Here is a 15726-nt window from a genome sequence, read left to right on the forward strand (position 1 = left end):
AAGGGGTGCGGGCCGCCGCATTCAAGGGGCGCGGGGCTGTGTCGATGTGCGGCTCCGCCGCGTGGGCGCGACAAGCCACAACGAACCCGCAGTCAGCAAACCGCCGAAACCCCGACAACGCTACCCACACCCACAAGACCGCCGCACAACCAACCGCGACGGAAAGAGCTTCACCCGCTCACGACGGGACCCGGCCACCCGAACCCCGTCATCCAGCACGAGATCGACCGCGGCCCGAGCCATCCCCGTACGATCCGTCGCCACCGTGGTCATCGGCGGATCGGTCAACGCCGCTTCCTTCACGTCGTCGAACCCGACCACCGCCAGCTCCCCGGGCACCTCGATCCGCAACTCCCGCGCGGCCCGCAGCACACCGATCGCCTGGTCGTCGGTGGAACAGAAGATCGCGGGCGGCCGGTCGGCCCCGGCCAGCAGCTCCAGAGCGATCTCGTACGCGTCGTAGCGGTTGTACGGCGCCTCGAACAGGCGCCCCTCCGTGGAGATCCCCGCCTCCTGCATCGCACGCCGCCACCCCTCGACGTGGTCGGAGACCGGGTCACCGATCAGCGGGGTCTCGGCGACGCCGCCCATACAGGCCACGTACTCGTGGCCGTGCTCCAGAAGGTGCCGCACGGCCATCTGGGCACCGCCCAGGTCGTCGGTCACCACGGCCACGTCGTCGATCGCCTCGGGCCGTTCGTGCAGCAGCACCACCCGCGCGTCCCACGCCTCTATCTCCGCCGCCGCGTTGTCGTTGAGCGCGTGGCTGACGAGGATCAGCCCCGAGACCCGCATCCCGAGGAAAGCTCGCAGATAGTGGACCTCGCGCTCGGCGACGTAGTCGGTGTTGCCGACGAGCACCATCTTCCCGCGCTCGGCGGCTGCCTGTTCGACCGCGTGCGTCATCTCCCCGAAGAAGGGCTGGCGCGCGTCCGGCACGATCATGCCTATGAGGTCCGTACGCCGTGACGCCATGGCCTGGGCGACCCGGTCGGGCCGGTACCCCAGTTCCTTGATCGCGGCGAGGACACGCTCGCGCGTGGCCGGGGCGACCGGCCGGGGTCCGTTGTTGATGACATAACTGACGACGGCGGTGGAAGTCCCCGCAAGTCGCGCCACGTCATCCCGAGTCACCTTGGCCACGGGCGGAGTCTACGCGGATTGCAAGCCTCTGGGCAGGGCGTACAGGTCTCAACCTGGTTCAACCCGGCGGTAACCTGCGCGGCCCGCCGGGTTCACCCCGCACCGGTCGGACGGACCTACGCGTCCGCGGCCACCTCGGCGGCGTCCGCGGCGTCCAGGTGCGCCGGCTCGTCCGCGTCCTCCGGCTTCGGCCGGGCCGCCTTGGCCTTCGCCTCGTCCGCGGCCCGGTCCACCTTCTCCGGGGTGACGAAGCGGTAGCCGACGTTGCGGACGGTCCCGATCAGCGACTCGTGCTCCGGGCCGAGTTTCGCCCGCAGCCGCCGTACGTGCACGTCGACGGTCCGCGTGCCGCCGAAGTAGTCGTAGCCCCAGACCTCCTGCAGCAGCTGCGCGCGCGTGAAGACGCGGCCCGGGTGCTGGGCGAGGTACTTCAGGAGCTCGAACTCCTTGAAGGTCAGGTCGAGGACGCGGCCCTTGAGCTTGGCGCTGTAGGTCGCCTCGTCCACCGACAGGTCGCCGTTGCGGATCTCCATGGGCGAGTCGTCGTTGACGATCTGCTGGCGGCCCATGGCCAGCCGCAGCCGCGCCTCGACCTCCGCCGGGCCGGCGGTGTCGAGCAGCACGTCGTCGATGCCCCAGTCGGCGGTGACGGCCGCGAGACCGCCCTCGGTGACGACGAGGATGAGGGGGCAGCCGGGCCCGGTCGAACGCAGCAGCTGGCACAGGCTGCGGACCTGCGGGAGGTCGCGGCGGCCGTCGATGAGGATGACGTCGGCACCGGGGGTGTCGACGAGAGCGGGTCCTTCCGCGGGAGCCACTCGCACGTTGTGCAGGAGCAGACCGAGGGCGGGAAGCACCTCCGTCGACGGCTGGAGGGCATTGGTCAGGAGCAGCAGAGAGCTCATCGTGCTCCACCTGCCCGGGTCGTCATCGATTCGTGCACGGTTCGCTCGCCCATAACGTCTGGTTCCTCCTCGGTCCCTGCGAGGACGTTTGCGGCACTGCTTGGTGCTGCCTTGCGTGCTGCCTTGCGGTGCGAGTCCCCCGCCCCCCGGGACCCGCGTGCGCGATCGACGGCCCGTACACCTGCGGTTTCCCGCCTCGTATACAACGCTTCCGAAAGCACAAAAGGACCCGGGGGCTACGCTGCCCGAGTCCTCTGCCCAGCAGAATAGCCCACAGGAGCACTGGTCCGGCAGGTCATGTGATGCGATCCCCTTCCTTCCCGAACTCCGAGACGGCCTCTCGCGCCCCTTTGCGGAGGTTTCTACGCACTCTCGACGGCGTGACGATCGATTCCGTATACGAACCGGCAGCCGTCGTATACGACGCCGAGGCGCCACCTCCCGGTGACCTGGTGTTCGTCGTCGCCCACGGCTTCACCGGCGATGTGGACCGCCCGCACGTACGCCGGGTGGCGCGCGCCCTCGCCCGCCACGGAGCCGTGGTGACCTTCTCCTTCCGCGGCCACGGAGCCTCGGGCGGACGCTCCACGGTCGGCGACCGCGAGGTGCTCGACCTGGCGGCGGCGGTCGCCTGGGCGCGGGAACTCGGGCACACGCGCGTGGCCACCGTCGGCTTCTCGATGGGGGGCTCGGTGGTCCTGCGGCACGCGGCGCTGCACGGCGCACCGGAGCCGGCGGAGCACGCGGGGGGCGCGGGAGCGCACACGGACGCGGTGGTGTCGGTGAGCGCGCCGGCCCGCTGGTTCTACCGGGGTACGGCACCGATGCGCCGGGTGCACTGGCTCGTGATGCACCCGGCGGGCCGGGTGGTCGGCCGCTACGGGTTCCGTACCCGCATCCATCACAGGCACTGGGACCCGGTCCCCCTGTCCCCGGTCGAGGCGGTGCCGAGGATCGCGCCCACGCCCCTGCTGATCGTCCACGGGGACCTGGACGGTTACTTCCCGGTCGACCATCCGCGGATGCTGGCCGCGGCGGCCGGTGACCACGGCGAACTGTGGCTGGAGCCGGGGATGGGGCACGCGGAGAACGCGGCGGACGACGGGCTGCTGGAGCGGATCGGCGCCTGGGCGGCGGCCGCTCCCAAGTCCTCCCGATAGCCTGACCGTGTTCACCACAACCGATTGAGGGACGAGATGGCAAAGGGCACGGTGCGCTACTGGGCAGCCGCCAAGGCCGCCGCGGGAGTCGCCGAGGAGCCGTACGACGCGGTCACGCTCGCCGAGGCGCTGGACGCGGCCCGCGAGCGACACCCCGGCGAACTCGTCCGCGTCCTGCGGCGATGCTCGTTCCTCATCGACGGTGACCCCGTGGGCACCCGCGGACATGAGACGGTACGGCTGGCCGAGGGCGGCACGGTCGAGGTGCTCCCGCCGTTCGCAGGAGGGTGACGCGATCATGAGCAACCAGCCGTACGGCGCCCCGTACGAGGGGTACGACCCGTATCAGCACCAGCAGCAGCCCGGCCACCACCAGCAGCAGCCCGGCCACCACCAGCAGCAGCCCGGCCACCACCAGCAGCAGCCCGGTCAGCACCAGCAGCAGTTCGGCCACCCGCAGCCCGGTCAGCAGCCACAGCCCGGCCACCCGCAGCCTCAGCCCGGTCAGCAGCAGCCGGGGTACGACCAGCAGTCGGGGTACGACCAGCAGCCCGCCTGGCAGGGGCACGACGAGGCGCAGGCCGCCGCCGCCCACGCCCAGCAGTACACCCAGCAGTGGGAGGGCCAGACCTGGGAGACCCAGGTGCAGCCGCCCGTCGCCGCGGTGGACGTGACGGAGACGGCGTACCTGCCGCCACAGGGCTACGGACAGCCGCCGGCTACGGGCGCGGCTGCGCAGGCGGCCGGGCCGGGATGGCAGCAGCAACCGGCCCCGCCGCACCGGCCCCAGCCGCACGACTCGGCCGCCATGCCCCCGGCACAGCCCACCCCCACGGCCCCGGACGAACCCGCCTACGGCCCTCCGACCCTCACCGGCAACTCCCGGGTGACCGACGCCCAGCGCGCCCGCGCCGAGGGCCGGTCGCCGATCATCGAGCCCGGCGCGCAGCCCGCGCTGATCACGGCCGTGCTGGGGGCGCTGCTCGCGGTGACGGCGCCGATCGGGTCGTACGCCCTGGTCGTCCCCCTGGTGATCCTCCAGGCGGTGACCGCGGCCGGCTGGTTCCGGCTGAACGGCATGTGGCCCGCCCGCCAGGGCATCGCGCTGGCCTTCGCGGGCGCGCTGACGGCGGACGTGGCGCTGCTGGTGGCGGGCCGGGAGAACGCGCCCGCCGCGATCCTCGGCACGCTCGGTGTCTGGGTGCTGCTGGCCCTGGTCCTCCAGCTGCGCAGCCACGCCGACCCGGACGAGCGCATGTACGGCCTGATGGCCACGGTGGCGTCGGCCGCCCTGTCGATCGTCGCCGCCGGGCATCTCGCGGCCGCGGCGGACGCGGTGACGGTGGGCGCGGGGGCGGTGGCCGTCGCGATCGTGGTCCGCGCGCTGCCTCTGCCGACGGTGGTCTCGGTACTCCTGGGCCTCGCGGCGGGCGCGGGTGCCGGCCTCGCGCTGGGCGGCATGACGGACCTCGGCACGTCGGGTGCCGTCCTCGGCCTCGGCGCGACCGTCTGCGCCCTGATCGGCCACCGCGTCGCCGCGTACGACTACCCGTCGCGCTTCGTCCACATGACCGCGGGAGTGGCCCTGCCCCTGACGGCGGCGGCTCCGGCGGTGTATGTGCTGGGGCGGGCGCTGGGCTAGTCGGGCGGCCCGTCACCGCCTGACGCCTCGCTCACGACCGCCGCCGACGGCCGTAATTCGCTTGCCCCGGCCACGAGTCAACGCTGCACTGTGGCCCGACACCATGAGTCGTGGTACTGGGGGCATCCCGAGGAGGCGGCGGCAGCGATGGAGATACGTTCCACCACCGATGAGGACCTCGACGTCTTCGTCGACACGGTCCATGCCGCGTTCGGGCGCTTCCCGGAAACCCCGGTCGAGGGCGGCGGACTGTGGTGGTCGGCGCTCGAAACGGACCGCTGCCTGCTCGCCCTGACGTCGGACGGGCGGCCCGTCGGCACCGCCGCCACGCACTCCTTCGAGCTCACCCTGCCCGGTGAGACCCTCGTTCCGGCCCCCGGAGTGACCGCTGTCGGCGTCCTGCCCTCGCACCGGCGCCGGGGCGTGCTCAGCGCGATGATGCGGCATCAGCTCACCGAGGTGCGGGCCCGCGGGGAGGTCCTCTCCGTGCTGCTGGCCTCCCAGGCTCCGATCTACGGCAGGTTCGGCTACGGCCCGGCGACCCACACGGCGCGGCTGACGGTGCCGCGCCACCAGGCCGCCCTCGCCGTTCCCCGGGGGCGCGGAGTGGCCGGCGCATCGGCGACCGGCACGGGCAACGGCTCGGGCAGCGGCCCGGGCAGCGGCTCGGTCGAGGTGCTGCGTCGTGCCGAGTGCGGCGAGATCCTCGAAGAGGTCTACGACCGGTACCGCCGCGCCCAGCCCGGCGCGCTGTCCCGGCCGCACCGCTGGTGGGCCTTGCGCGCGGGGCAGCCCCCGATCTCGCCGGCGCCGCGCTACGTCGCCGTCCACCGTGACGCCGACGGCGCCCCGGACGGGTACGCCAGCTACGCGGTCGAGTCCGGCACCCTGACGGTCGACGAGACCATCACCGCCGACGACGCCGTCTTCACGGCCCTCGCCCGGTTCGTACTCGGACACGACCTGGTCTCCCAGGTCGTGTCCCAGCACGTCCCGCCCGATCACCCGCTGCGCTGGCAGTTGGCGGACTTCCGCGCCGGCGAGGTGAGCGGCGTCATGGACTGGCTCTGGGTGCGGCTGCTGGACGTCCCGCGCGCGCTGACCGCGCGCGGCTGGTTCATGGACGGTGAGCTCGTCCTGGAGGTCGAGGACCCGTTCCTCGGTGAGCGCGGCCGCTACCTGCTGACCGTCCGGGACGGCAAAGCCGACTGCGTTCCGACGGACCGCGAGCCCGAGCTGTCCCTGGACGTGGGCGACCTGGGCTCGGTCTACCTCGGCGGCACCGCCCCGAGCACGCTGGTGCGTGCCGGACACGTCCGGGCCCACCGCCCGGGCGCGGCCACCCTCGCTGACGCCCTCTTCCGCGCCGACCGCTCCCCGCACTGCCTGCACTGGTTCTGACCGCGCGGTCGCCGCCCCCGGCACAGTGCTACAAATGATCAACAACCCCGCAGAACGGCTCCCCGGCGGGACCCGCCCGGATTACGCTCACCCTCGACGGCTACTCAGGCCGTTGACGACCGGACGACGCACGACCGGACGACGCACGACCGGACAACCGAGTGACCGGACGACACGACCGGCCTGGAGAACCGGACCGGACGACCGAGTGACCGCCGAATGGGAACGTGGGGAACACCGAGACATGCGCGCACTGCGAATACTGCTCATCCTCGTCGTGATCCTGGGCGGCCTGTTCGTGATCGCGGACCGCGTCGCGGTCAACTTCGCCGAGGACGAGGCCGCGGAGAGGATGCGGACCACCGAGGGCCTGTCCACCACCCCGGACGTGTCCATCAAGGGCTTCCCCTTCCTCACCCAGGTCGCGAGCGGTGAACTGGACGACGTCGAGGTCGGCCTCAAGGACTACGAGGCCGCCACGGGCAGTGGCGGTGAGACGATCCGCATCTCGGACATGAAGGCCGACATGCGGGGCGTCGTCTTCTCCGGCGACTACAGCTCCGCCACCGCGAGGACCGCCACCGGCACGGCGACCATCCCGTACGGCGAACTCCTCAAGGCCGCGAAGTCCGAGCCCACCGACCTCGGCCTCGGCGTCTCCGCCAAGGTCGTCGGCCTCGCCGCCGGCGGCAACGGCAAGATCAAGGTCGAGATCGAGGCCACCGTCCTCGGCAACAAGCTGCCCAAGCCGGTCTCCGTCCTCAGCACGGTCAGCGTCAAGGGGGACACCGTCGAGGTACGCGCCGACTCCATCCCCGACCTGGGCATCGACCTCGCCGAGAACGCGGTCCGCTCGATCACCGACTTCCAGCAGAACATCGACGACCTCCCCGGCGGCATCAAGCTCGACAAGGTGCAGGGCGGTAAGGATGGTGTGGAGATCACGGTGAAGGGTTCGGACGTCCGGCTGGCTGGGTAGCACGGTCCAGCGAGGCCCATCCACGCCGTCCGGCCGCTGTCCGCCGCTGTCCGCCCGCTGTCCGGCAGGCGAGACAAGGCCGTCCGTACAGTAGATGTGACGGTCGGCGGGCCGGACCCGAGCCCGGACGGCAGCCGCCCGAGCAGCCCGCTCTTCCCATATCCCGGACGATCCCGTCTCACTATGTGAGGCACCGGTGACATGCCCGCCTGTCCGTCCCTACGATCGAGCGCATGAAGCAGCGACAGGCGGACCTCACGAAGCGGCGGGCAGTAGACCTGTGCCGCGTCGCCGCCATGCTCTGTCGCGCTGTCTGACCGGGAGTGTCGCCTCCCGATTCCCCGGCCCTTCGACTTCACTCAGGGCCACCCGTGCGCCGCGCAGGCCGACCGGATCCATGGCTTTCATGGCCCCGCCGCGTGCCCGCACCCCGAAGTCTCCACGCACAGCCCCGCCGCAACTGCCCCGGAGGAGAAAGAGCATGAGCCGCAGCGACGTCCTGGTCGACGCCGACTGGGTCCAGGAGCACCTGGACGACCCGACGATCGCCATCGTCGAGGTCGACGAGGACACGTCCGCGTACGAGAAGAACCACATCAAGAACGCCATCCGGATCGACTGGACCAAGGACCTCCAGGACCCGGTGCGCCGTGACTTCATCGACCAGGAGGGCTTCGAGAAGCTCCTGTCGGAGAAGGGCATCGCCAACGACACCACGGTGATCCTCTACGGCGGCAACAACAACTGGTTCGCCTCGTACGCCTACTGGTACTTCAAGCTCTACGGCCACGAGAACGTCAAGCTCCTCGACGGCGGCCGCAAGAAGTGGGAGCTCGACGCCCGCGAGCTGGTCGACGGCTCCGAGGTGCCCGAGCGGGCGAAGACCGAGTACAAGGCCAAGCCGCAGGACACCTCGATCCGCGCCTTCCGCGACGACGTGGTCGCCGCGATCGGTTCGCAGAACCTGGTGGACGTCCGCTCCCCCGACGAGTTCTCGGGCAAGCTGCTCGCCCCCGCGCACCTGCCGCAGGAGCAGTCGCAGCGTCCGGGTCACGTCCCGAGCGCCCGCAACATCCCGTGGTCCAAGAACGCCAACGACGACGGCACCTTCAAGTCGGACGACGAGCTCAAGGAGCTCTACGCCGAGGAGAACGTCGACCTGGCCAAGGACACCATCGCCTACTGCCGGATCGGCGAGCGCTCCGCGCTCACCTGGTTCGTGCTGCACGAGCTGCTCGGTGTGGAGAACGTCAAGAACTACGACGGCTCCTGGACCGAGTACGGCTCCCTCGTCGGCGTGCCGATCGAGCTCGGCGCCAACAAGTAGGACCCGCAGTAAGCGATCGGCAGCAAGCGAAGAGACCCGCAAATCCCGACCGGCCTTCCTCCGGTCAGACCCCTTTTGGAGAACGACATGTGTGGAGCGAAGGCCGGCGGCCCCGACGCCTCGACGATCAAGCCCGGTGAGACCACCATCCAGGGGCAGGTCACCCGCGACGGCGAGCCGGTGACCGGCTACGTCCGTCTCCTGGACTCGACCGGCGAGTTCACCGCGGAGGTCCCCACCTCCGCCACCGGCCAGTTCCGGTTCTACGCGGCCGAGGGCACCTGGACCGTGCGCGCCCTCGTCCCCGGCGGCACCGCCGACCGCACCGTCGTCGCCCAGAAGGGCGGCCTGGCGGAGGTCGCGATCGCGGTCTGAGGCGAGGTGAGGCGGTCTGACGCGGCCTGACGCGGCCTGATCGCACGTGACGGCCAAGGGGCCGCACCTTACGGGTCGTACGCCCGAGGTGCGGCCTCTTTGGCGTGTACGGACCTACGCTGGAGGTATGTACAAACGCCGGCGCCGTCTCTACTTCGCCATGATGGGGACGTGTCTCGCGCTCTTCGTCCTGGCCTGGGGAGTCGTACGGCTCTGGTCGGTTCCGGTGGCCGTGGGCATGTGCGTGGTGGCGATGGTGATCCCGCCGCTGGCCGCGATGGTCGCCAACCGGCGGGGTCCCGAGGACCGCTGGTGGGACGCCCCCTCCGGCGACCCGCAGTCCGACGAGTGGTGGGACGAGCTGGACGGGAAGAAGCGCCGGTAGTAGCAAGGTGGTCATGCCGAACGCACGGGTGTCCACCGTTGTGCTCGACGCGCATGACGCGCACGAGCTGGCCGGCTTCTATCTGCGGCTCCTCGGATACGAGGTGCGCCGCGAGGAACCCGACTGGGTGCTCATCGGGCCCGCTGACGGCGACGGCGTCTCGCTCGCCTTCGAGACCGAGCCCGAGTACGTCCGTCCCGTCTGGCCGAGTCGCGAGCCCGGCGACCAGCAGATGATGCTGCACCTGGACGTCGAGGTCGACGACCTGGCGGGCGAGACGGCCCGCGCGGTCGCCGAGGGCGCCGTACTCGCCGACCACCAGCCCCAGGACGACGTACGGGTGCTGTTCGACCCGTCCGGGCACCCCTTCTGTCTGTGGGTGGAGACCACGGACTGACCGCGGACTGACCGCGGACTGACCACGGACTGACCGGGAATTGACCGCGGACCGAACCGCCCGTCTCAGTAGACGAGCGCCTGCGTCTCGTCCGCCATCGTCTCCTGGACGAACACCTGGGCGCCCGCGATGCGCACGCCCTCGATCACGTCCTTCTCCGAGATGTCGCGGCGAGCCGCGCACTGGGTGCACAGGGTGAGCCGGCCACCCGCCAGGACCGAGTCGATCAGGTCGGGAAGGGGCGCGGCGTGCGGGAGCTCGAACTCGGCGGCGCGGCCCGGCAGGGCGAACCAGGCGGACTCACCGGTCAGCCACAGGGAGACATCGACACCACTGGCCACGGCCACCGCCGCCACGGTGAACGCCTGCGAGCAGCGCTCGGGGGCGTCAGCCCCCGCCGTCACCTTGATCACGAGCTTCTTCGCCATGACCGCATAGTAGGCCGAGCAGGAGTCCGAATCGTAACCAATCCCGGCGCAACCCCCTGCGTGGGCCATGGGTCTCCTGTGCGCGGATGCGGAATCCGCGCTTCACCGTCTGTGGGGGAACGCCTTGGAAGTCGCGGATGCACCCGAAGTACCTGATATGCCTGATGCGCCTGATGTGCCCGTGGTGGCTCCCGCCCCGCGGCCGCGACGCCGGGGCCGTACGACGCTGCTGATCGCCGGGGCCGCCGTGCTCGGGCTCGTCGCCGGGACCTGCTGCGGGTATCTCGTCCAGGCCGGCCGTGAGCCCACCGCGCTGCCCCCGCTGTCGCAGCCGGTGCTGCCCCAGGCCAAGGGCAAGGGTCCCGAACCGCTGTCGGCCCTGGACGACTGGAAGGTGAAGTCCGAAGGTGACCTGCGGAAGCTGCTGCTGAAGAAGCCGAAGGGTGCCACCGAGGCCGAGTACCTGACGGGTGTCGACGGGTGGGAGGACCTGGCGGGTTACGCGAGCTTCTTCAACGAGCCGGACGACGCGTTCCTCGGGCTCATCGACCAGGAGTTCCGCCGCGCGGCCGTCACCGGCTGGCGGGTGGGCAGCACGTACACCGTCGAGGTCCGCCTGGTGCAGTACCACCAGGAGGAGAGGCTCGGGGCCTCGAACTACACCGAGAACTCGTACGGCTGGGCCGAACGCGAGGGCGACACCGACAGCTGGGCGATCCCCGGGACCGGCGACGGCAAGGCGTTCGTGCACCGCACGCCCGAGAGGGAGCCCGGTTACCTGCCGTACTACACGGCCGAGGCGCACGCCTGGCGCGGTGACATCGAGATGGAGATATGGGTCAGCGACACCAGGCCGATACCGAAGGCGAAGATCATGGACCTGGCCGAGCGGCAGATGGAGCGGCTGTGAGCGAGAGCCCCGAGAACGCCGAGAGACCGGAAAGCCAGGTCGGTGCCGTCGAGGCCGAGGGCGCCACGACGGCCCTGGCCGCCGTGGCCACCGCGGCGGAGGTCCCCGCCGCCACCGCCGTGGACGTACCCGCCGACGTACCCGCCGCCTCCGCGAAGCGGCCCGTCCGGCGTGGCCGTGTCGCCGCGATCGCCGGGTCCGTGCTGCTGGCCGCCGCCGTGATCGCCGGTGTCGGCTACACCGTGGTGACCGTGGACGCCGCCGACCGGGACGCGGGCGCCCCCGTGTGGAAGTTCCCGAAGACCACCGCGGACGCGCAGAACGCCCCCGAGGCCACCGGACTCGCCGGGATGCTGCTGCCGTACGACGACCGCTGGACCCGGGGCCCGGACATCGCGGAGTTCGGCTCCGACGCCTCACTCGGCGGTGGCCAGGCGACCGACCTGCGCAAGGAGTCGCTGCGCGACCTGCCCCGCTCCCAGCGCCGACAGCTGGAGCGGGAGATCGAGAAGCAGGACATCCAGGGCATGGCGATGCGCAGTTACCTCGGGACGGGCGACTCGCTCTCCTCCGAGGACGCCCTCATCGTGAGCATCGAGCTCGTCCGGATGGACAGGGGAGCGGTCAGGAACAGCGCCGCCGCCCAGAAGGAGTTCCTCGGCATCCTGGACGTCTTCCGCAAGGGGCCGAAGATCGAGGGTCACAGGAACGCCCAGTGCTTCCTGACGCCCAAGGACGCCGACGTGGACCTGGACGCGATGTTCTGCCTCGCGGCCCAGGGCGACGTCCTGGTCACGGCCAGCGCGTACGGCGTCAAGTCACTGGACACCAAGGCGGTCGCGCGACTCGTGGGCGACCAGCTCGGCCGCATCACCGAGCCGGGGGAGGCGGTATGACCGAGCAGCCCAGCACCGAACAGCAGCCGTTCGTCGTGCCGCCCATGCCGGCGGCGCCGCCACTCGTACCGCCGCAGCCGGAACTCCCGGTGGCGCCGCCGGCGAAGAAGGACCGCCGCGTCCTGCGGGCCGTGCTGCGCTGGACGGCCGCCGTCGTGGTGTTCGCCGCGGCCGGTACGGCGGCCGCGTACGGCGTCACGCGCATGGAGCGCACGGACGTGCCGGGCCTCGCGACCGAACCGGACGGCCGCTGGGAGTACCCGCGGCTGACCAGACCGCCGCTCCCGTCCGGCAGCCCCGCCCCCTTCGCCGACACGAACAAGGCCGGCGCCCACTACGCCGACCTGCGGGAACTTGTACTGCCTGCGCCCAAGGGCGCGAAGGCCGACAAGGCCCTGCGCGGTGAGGACGGCTGGCTGGCGAAGAAGGACTTCCTCGCGGAGTACGCGCCGGAGGACGACCTGGACATGCTCCGCCAGCTGCTCACCGACTTCGGCCTGCGGCACATCGCCGCTCGTGGCTGGACCATGCCCGACGGCACGCACACGCGGATCTATCTGCTGCAGTTCAACACGGCGGCCGTCGCTGACGAGGTGTCGGAGGAGCTCACCGCGTACAACAGTCCGTCGTACGAGGTGCGCGGGGCCGAGGGGATCATCGTCCGGGACGAGAAGTTCCCGGGGCGTTCCGAGGTCGACGACATCGAGCGGGCCGCGTACGTCGAGACCAAGCCGTACGGCAAGGAACAGGTCCGTCAGGCGTACCTCTCCGCCGGAGACACCCTGGCGCTGGTCGTCCAGTCCGGGAAGGGCGCGGCGAAGGCCGTTCCCTTCCAGCAGACGGTGGTGCTCCAGAGCCAGTTGCTCGGCTGAGCCGCACCGGGGAACCGGCCCCCGGGCCTGCCCCGGCAGCCCAGGGCCGACCTCGGATACAGGGCCCGGGCCCCGGCCGCGTAAGCTGGGGCCGGCCCCGTACACGCACAGCCCCCGCTCAATCGAGGAGCACCCCGTGGAGATCTTCTTCGAAGTCCTGCTGGTCCTGGTCGCCGTCGGCGTCCTCGCCTTCACCGGGCTGGCCGTGAAGAAGCTGTACCAGGGCCAGCGCTGACCCTCCCTGACAGACGCCCCCTCACAGACGTACGAGACTTCTGAGCTGCTCATGATCGAGATCCCGTCCGACCTGCACAAGGACCTCGTCCCCCTCGCCTTCCTGCTCGGCAACTGGGCCGGCGCGGGCGTGCACGACTTCCCCGGTTCCGAGAAGTGCAACTTCGGCCAGGAGGTCACCTTCACCCACGACGGCCGGGACTTCCTGGAGTACCACTCCCGCACCTGGGTGCTGGACCAGGAGGGGAACAAGGTGCGGCCGCTGGAGACGGAGTCCGGCTTCTGGCGCGTCGACGCCGAGCGCAAGGTCGAGGTGACGATGGTCCGCGACGACGGTGTCGTCGAGGTCTGGTACGGCGAGCTGGCCGACAAGAAGCCGCAGATCGACCTGGTCACGGACGCGGTCGCGCGCACGGCGGTCTCGGGTCCGTACTCGGGCGGCAAGCGGCTCTACGGCTACGTCAAGAGCGACCTGATGTGGGTCGGCGAGAAGCAGACCCCCGAGGTCGAGCTGCGCCCCTACATGTCGGCGCACCTGAAGAAGGTCGTCACCCCGGAGGAGGTCGAGCGCTGGGCCAAGGCCCTGCCCGACGACATGCCGGACGACGGGATCGCCTTCTTCAAGTAGGCCTTCTCATCGAGTAGGTCTCTTCGCGCGGGCCCTCCGCCCGACTGGTCCTAGACTTCCAGTGTGGTGAGCACCGACTGGAAGAGCGACCTCAGGCAGCGCGGTTACCGGCTGACGCCGCAGCGCCAGCTTGTCCTCGAAGCCGTGGACACCCTGGAGCACGCGACCCCCGACGACATCCTCGTGGAAGTGAGGAAGACGGCGTCGGGGGTCAACATTTCCACCGTGTACCGAACCCTGGAGCTCCTGGAGGAGCTCGGGCTGGTCTCGCACGCCCATCTCGGGCACGGGGCCCCGACGTACCACCTGGCCGACCGGCACCACCACATCCACCTCGTGTGCCGTGACTGCACGACGGTCATCGAGGCCGACGTCGAGGTGGCCGCCGACTTCACGGCCAAGCTGCGCGAGACCTTCGGCTTCGACACGGACATGAAGCACTTCGCGATCTTCGGCCGGTGCGAGGACTGTTCGATGAAGCTGAAGGGTTCAACTACCACGTCGTAGGGTTGTCCGTATGAAGAGTCCTCTGCTGTCCCTGCCCGGCGCCGTCCCCGCCGAGGGCGTGGACGAAGGCGTCGCCGCCCACTACGGCGACCTGTTCCGCGAACAGCGCGCCCTCGCCGACGGCACCGGATTCGTGGACCTCTCCCACCGAGGGGTCCTGACCGTCTCCGGTGAGGACCGGCTCAGCTGGCTGCATCTGCTGCTCACCCAGCACGTCAGTGACCTTCCGCCGCACCAGGCCACCGAGGCGCTCGTCCTGTCCGCGCACGGCCACATCGAGCACGCGCTGTACCTGGTGGACGACGGCGAGCGGGTCTGGGCGCACGTCGAGCCCGGCACGCAGGACGCGCTGATCGCGTACCTGGAGTCGATGAAGTTCTTCTACCGGGTCGAGGTCGCCGACCGGACCGCCGACGTCGCGGTCGTCCATCTGCCGGCCGGTTCGATCGCCGAGGCCCCGGAAGGAGCCGTCGTCCGCGAGACACCGTACGGGCGTGACCTCTTCCTGCCGCGTACGGACCTGGAGTCGTACGCGGAGAAGGCCGGCCCGCCGGCCGGGCTGCTCGCGTACGAGGCCCTGCGCGTCGAGGCGCACCGCCCGCGGCTCGGCTTCGAGACCGACCACCGGACGATCCCGCACGAGCTGGGCTGGATCGGCAGCGCGGTCCACCTCCAGAAGGGCTGCTACCGGGGCCAGGAGACCGTCGCCCGCGTCCAGAACCTGGGCAAGCCCCCGCGCCGGCTCGTCTTCCTCCACCTCGACGGCAGCGAGGTCCACCTGCCGCCGCCCGGCACGGAGATCCGCCTGGCGGACGAGGGCCCCGACGGCCGGAAGATCGGCTTCGTGACCACGTCCGTACGCCACCACGAGCTGGGCCCGGTGGCGCTGGCCCTGGTCAAGCGGAACGTGCCGGTGGACGCGCCGCTGATGGCCGACACGACGGCGGCTGCGCAGGAGGTCGTCGTCGAGCCCTGAGGCCGAGCCCTTGAGGCCGAGCCCCTGAGGCCCGCCCCTCGCGGTCTCACATCTCCAGCAGCACGGTGAACGGGCCGTCGTTCGTCAGCCCCACGCGCATCTTCGCGCCGAAGCGGCCCGTGGCCACCGTCGCGCCCAGGGCGCGCAGCTGGGCGACGACCTCGTCGACGAGCGGCTCGGCGACCTCTCCGGGGGCTGCCGCGTTCCAGGTGGGGCGGCGGCCCTTGCGGGCGTCCCCGTAGAGCGTGAACTGGCTGATGACGAGCAGCGGCGCGTCGATGTCGCTGCACGACTTCTCGTCCTGCAGCATCCGGATCGACCAGAGCTTGCGGGCGAGCTGGACGGCCTTCTCCTTGGTGTCGTCGTGCGTGACCCCGACGAGGACGCACAGGCCCTCGCCCTCGATTGCGCCGACCGTCTCTCCGTCCACGACGACGCTCGCGCCGTCCACCCTCTGTACCACCGCACGCATGGGGACCATGATGCCGCGCGACGACGCATCACTCGTATGGGGGTATTGACGAGGCCAGGGAAGAGTGCTGGACGGGACCCCGGCAGGCT

General features: G+C 70.9%; 20 protein-coding genes. 16 read left to right on the forward strand and 4 right to left on the reverse strand.

Annotated elements, in window-relative coordinates:
• Positions 1–120: 120 nt before the first annotated feature.
• Both ACZ49J_RS36465 and ACZ49J_RS36470 read right to left on the reverse strand, forming a co-directional pair.
• Positions 121–1143 (reverse strand): LacI family DNA-binding transcriptional regulator, encoded by a 1023-nt coding sequence (locus tag ACZ49J_RS36465; RefSeq protein ID WP_467455189.1) that lies wholly within the window; start codon positions 1141–1143, stop codon positions 121–123.
• 116 nt (positions 1144–1259) lie between these two features.
• Positions 1260–2048 carry a response regulator transcription factor gene (locus ACZ49J_RS36470; protein WP_467455188.1) on the reverse strand — a complete coding sequence of 263 codons (789 nt, stop codon included), beginning with the start codon at positions 2046–2048 and terminating at the stop codon, positions 1260–1262.
• 302 nt (positions 2049–2350) lie between these two features.
• Between ACZ49J_RS36470 and ACZ49J_RS36475 the strand changes: the two genes are divergently transcribed.
• From ACZ49J_RS36475 to ACZ49J_RS36520, 10 genes are all read left to right on the forward strand, one after another.
• Positions 2351–3208, forward strand: a complete 858-nt coding sequence (locus tag ACZ49J_RS36475) for an alpha/beta hydrolase (RefSeq protein WP_467455186.1) — start codon at positions 2351–2353, stop codon at positions 3206–3208.
• Positions 3209–3244: 36 nt separating this feature from the next.
• Positions 3245–3499 carry a MoaD/ThiS family protein gene (locus tag ACZ49J_RS36480; RefSeq protein WP_467455184.1) on the forward strand — a complete coding sequence of 85 codons (255 nt, stop codon included), beginning with the start codon at positions 3245–3247 and terminating at the stop codon, positions 3497–3499.
• Between the two features lie 7 nt (positions 3500–3506).
• Positions 3507–4850: a hypothetical protein gene (locus tag ACZ49J_RS36485; protein ID WP_467455182.1), complete on the forward strand. Its 1344-nt coding sequence runs from the start codon at positions 3507–3509 to the stop codon at positions 4848–4850.
• Between the two features lie 147 nt (positions 4851–4997).
• Positions 4998–6251, forward strand: a complete 1254-nt coding sequence (locus ACZ49J_RS36490) for a GNAT family N-acetyltransferase (protein WP_467455180.1) — start codon at positions 4998–5000, stop codon at positions 6249–6251.
• 244 nt (positions 6252–6495) lie between these two features.
• On the forward strand, positions 6496–7230 hold the full coding sequence (locus ACZ49J_RS36495; protein ID WP_467455179.1) for an LmeA family phospholipid-binding protein: 735 nt from the start codon (positions 6496–6498) through the stop codon (positions 7228–7230).
• A 233-nt stretch (positions 7231–7463) separates the two neighbouring features.
• Complete coding sequence (locus ACZ49J_RS36500; RefSeq protein ID WP_350807544.1) at positions 7464–7547, forward strand: putative leader peptide; 84 nt, start codon at positions 7464–7466, stop codon at positions 7545–7547.
• A gap of 164 nt (positions 7548–7711) precedes the next feature.
• Positions 7712–8557: a sulfurtransferase gene (locus ACZ49J_RS36505; RefSeq protein ID WP_467455178.1), complete on the forward strand. Its 846-nt coding sequence runs from the start codon at positions 7712–7714 to the stop codon at positions 8555–8557.
• Between the two features lie 87 nt (positions 8558–8644).
• Positions 8645–8932 (forward strand): DUF1416 domain-containing protein, encoded by a 288-nt coding sequence (locus ACZ49J_RS36510; RefSeq protein WP_009189358.1) that lies wholly within the window; start codon positions 8645–8647, stop codon positions 8930–8932.
• Between the two features lie 127 nt (positions 8933–9059).
• Positions 9060–9317: a DUF3099 domain-containing protein gene (locus ACZ49J_RS36515; RefSeq protein WP_467455177.1), complete on the forward strand. Its 258-nt coding sequence runs from the start codon at positions 9060–9062 to the stop codon at positions 9315–9317.
• Positions 9318–9330: 13 nt separating this feature from the next.
• A complete protein-coding gene (locus ACZ49J_RS36520; protein ID WP_467455175.1) occupies positions 9331–9714 on the forward strand; it encodes a VOC family protein in 384 nt (127 codons plus the stop codon).
• Between the two features lie 65 nt (positions 9715–9779).
• Here the strand turns inward: ACZ49J_RS36520 and ACZ49J_RS36525 are convergent, their stop codons facing one another.
• A complete protein-coding gene (locus tag ACZ49J_RS36525) occupies positions 9780–10142 on the reverse strand; it encodes a DsrE family protein (RefSeq protein WP_467455174.1) in 363 nt (120 codons plus the stop codon).
• Positions 10143–10299: 157 nt separating this feature from the next.
• Between ACZ49J_RS36525 and ACZ49J_RS36530 the strand changes: the two genes are divergently transcribed.
• From ACZ49J_RS36530 to ygfZ, 6 genes are all read left to right on the forward strand, one after another.
• Complete coding sequence (locus ACZ49J_RS36530) at positions 10300–11052, forward strand: hypothetical protein (protein WP_468351607.1); 753 nt, start codon at positions 10300–10302, stop codon at positions 11050–11052.
• Positions 11049–11948, forward strand: coding sequence for a hypothetical protein (locus tag ACZ49J_RS36535; RefSeq protein ID WP_467455173.1), 900 nt, complete (start codon positions 11049–11051; stop codon positions 11946–11948). The genes ACZ49J_RS36530 and ACZ49J_RS36535 overlap by 4 nt, the downstream gene beginning before the upstream one ends.
• Positions 11945–12820, forward strand: a complete 876-nt coding sequence (locus tag ACZ49J_RS36540) for a hypothetical protein (protein ID WP_467455172.1) — start codon at positions 11945–11947, stop codon at positions 12818–12820. Before ACZ49J_RS36535 ends, ACZ49J_RS36540 begins: the two co-directional genes overlap by 4 nt.
• A gap of 286 nt (positions 12821–13106) precedes the next feature.
• Positions 13107–13682, forward strand: coding sequence for a heme-binding beta-barrel domain-containing protein (locus tag ACZ49J_RS36545; protein WP_467455170.1), 576 nt, complete (start codon positions 13107–13109; stop codon positions 13680–13682).
• 63 nt (positions 13683–13745) lie between these two features.
• Complete coding sequence (locus tag ACZ49J_RS36550) at positions 13746–14189, forward strand: Fur family transcriptional regulator (RefSeq protein ID WP_467455169.1); 444 nt, start codon at positions 13746–13748, stop codon at positions 14187–14189.
• A gap of 10 nt (positions 14190–14199) precedes the next feature.
• Positions 14200–15165 (forward strand): CAF17-like 4Fe-4S cluster assembly/insertion protein YgfZ, encoded by a 966-nt coding sequence (gene ygfZ, locus ACZ49J_RS36555; RefSeq protein WP_467455168.1) that lies wholly within the window; start codon positions 14200–14202, stop codon positions 15163–15165.
• Positions 15166–15211: 46 nt separating this feature from the next.
• On the opposite strand, the gene dtd is transcribed toward ygfZ, so the two are convergent.
• A complete protein-coding gene (gene dtd / locus ACZ49J_RS36560) occupies positions 15212–15637 on the reverse strand; it encodes a D-aminoacyl-tRNA deacylase (protein ID WP_467455166.1) in 426 nt (141 codons plus the stop codon).
• Positions 15638–15726: the final 89 nt, after the last annotated feature.

It is taken from the genome of Streptomyces sp. NPDC030840, from assembly GCF_055572015.1.

What these genes read in the sequence shown, in the direction of transcription:
- ACZ49J_RS36470 (WP_467455188.1), bottom strand. Translation starts at nt 2,048, where the DNA reads ATGAGCTCTCTGCTGCTCCTGACCAATGCCCTCCAGCCGTCGACGGAG.
- ACZ49J_RS36475 (WP_467455186.1), top strand. Translation starts at nt 2,351, where the DNA reads ATGCGATCCCCTTCCTTCCCGAACTCCGAGACGGCCTCTCGCGCCCCT.
- ACZ49J_RS36480 (WP_467455184.1), top strand. Translation starts at nt 3,245, where the DNA reads ATGGCAAAGGGCACGGTGCGCTACTGGGCAGCCGCCAAGGCCGCCGCG.
- ACZ49J_RS36485 (WP_467455182.1), top strand. Translation starts at nt 3,507, where the DNA reads ATGAGCAACCAGCCGTACGGCGCCCCGTACGAGGGGTACGACCCGTAT.
- ACZ49J_RS36490 (WP_467455180.1), top strand. Translation starts at nt 4,998, where the DNA reads ATGGAGATACGTTCCACCACCGATGAGGACCTCGACGTCTTCGTCGAC.
- ACZ49J_RS36495 (WP_467455179.1), top strand. Translation starts at nt 6,496, where the DNA reads ATGCGCGCACTGCGAATACTGCTCATCCTCGTCGTGATCCTGGGCGGC.
- ACZ49J_RS36500 (WP_350807544.1), top strand. Translation starts at nt 7,464, where the DNA reads ATGAAGCAGCGACAGGCGGACCTCACGAAGCGGCGGGCAGTAGACCTG.
- ACZ49J_RS36505 (WP_467455178.1), top strand. Translation starts at nt 7,712, where the DNA reads ATGAGCCGCAGCGACGTCCTGGTCGACGCCGACTGGGTCCAGGAGCAC.
- ACZ49J_RS36510 (WP_009189358.1), top strand. Translation starts at nt 8,645, where the DNA reads ATGTGTGGAGCGAAGGCCGGCGGCCCCGACGCCTCGACGATCAAGCCC.
- ACZ49J_RS36515 (WP_467455177.1), top strand. Translation starts at nt 9,060, where the DNA reads ATGTACAAACGCCGGCGCCGTCTCTACTTCGCCATGATGGGGACGTGT.
- ACZ49J_RS36520 (WP_467455175.1), top strand. Translation starts at nt 9,331, where the DNA reads ATGCCGAACGCACGGGTGTCCACCGTTGTGCTCGACGCGCATGACGCG.
- ACZ49J_RS36525 (WP_467455174.1), bottom strand. Translation starts at nt 10,142, where the DNA reads ATGGCGAAGAAGCTCGTGATCAAGGTGACGGCGGGGGCTGACGCCCCC.
- ACZ49J_RS36530 (WP_468351607.1), top strand. Translation starts at nt 10,300, where the DNA reads ATGCCTGATGCGCCTGATGTGCCCGTGGTGGCTCCCGCCCCGCGGCCG.
- ACZ49J_RS36540 (WP_467455172.1), top strand. Translation starts at nt 11,945, where the DNA reads ATGACCGAGCAGCCCAGCACCGAACAGCAGCCGTTCGTCGTGCCGCCC.
- ACZ49J_RS36545 (WP_467455170.1), top strand. Translation starts at nt 13,107, where the DNA reads ATGATCGAGATCCCGTCCGACCTGCACAAGGACCTCGTCCCCCTCGCC.
- ygfZ (WP_467455168.1), top strand. Translation starts at nt 14,200, where the DNA reads ATGAAGAGTCCTCTGCTGTCCCTGCCCGGCGCCGTCCCCGCCGAGGGC.
- dtd (WP_467455166.1), bottom strand. Translation starts at nt 15,637, where the DNA reads ATGCGTGCGGTGGTACAGAGGGTGGACGGCGCGAGCGTCGTCGTGGAC.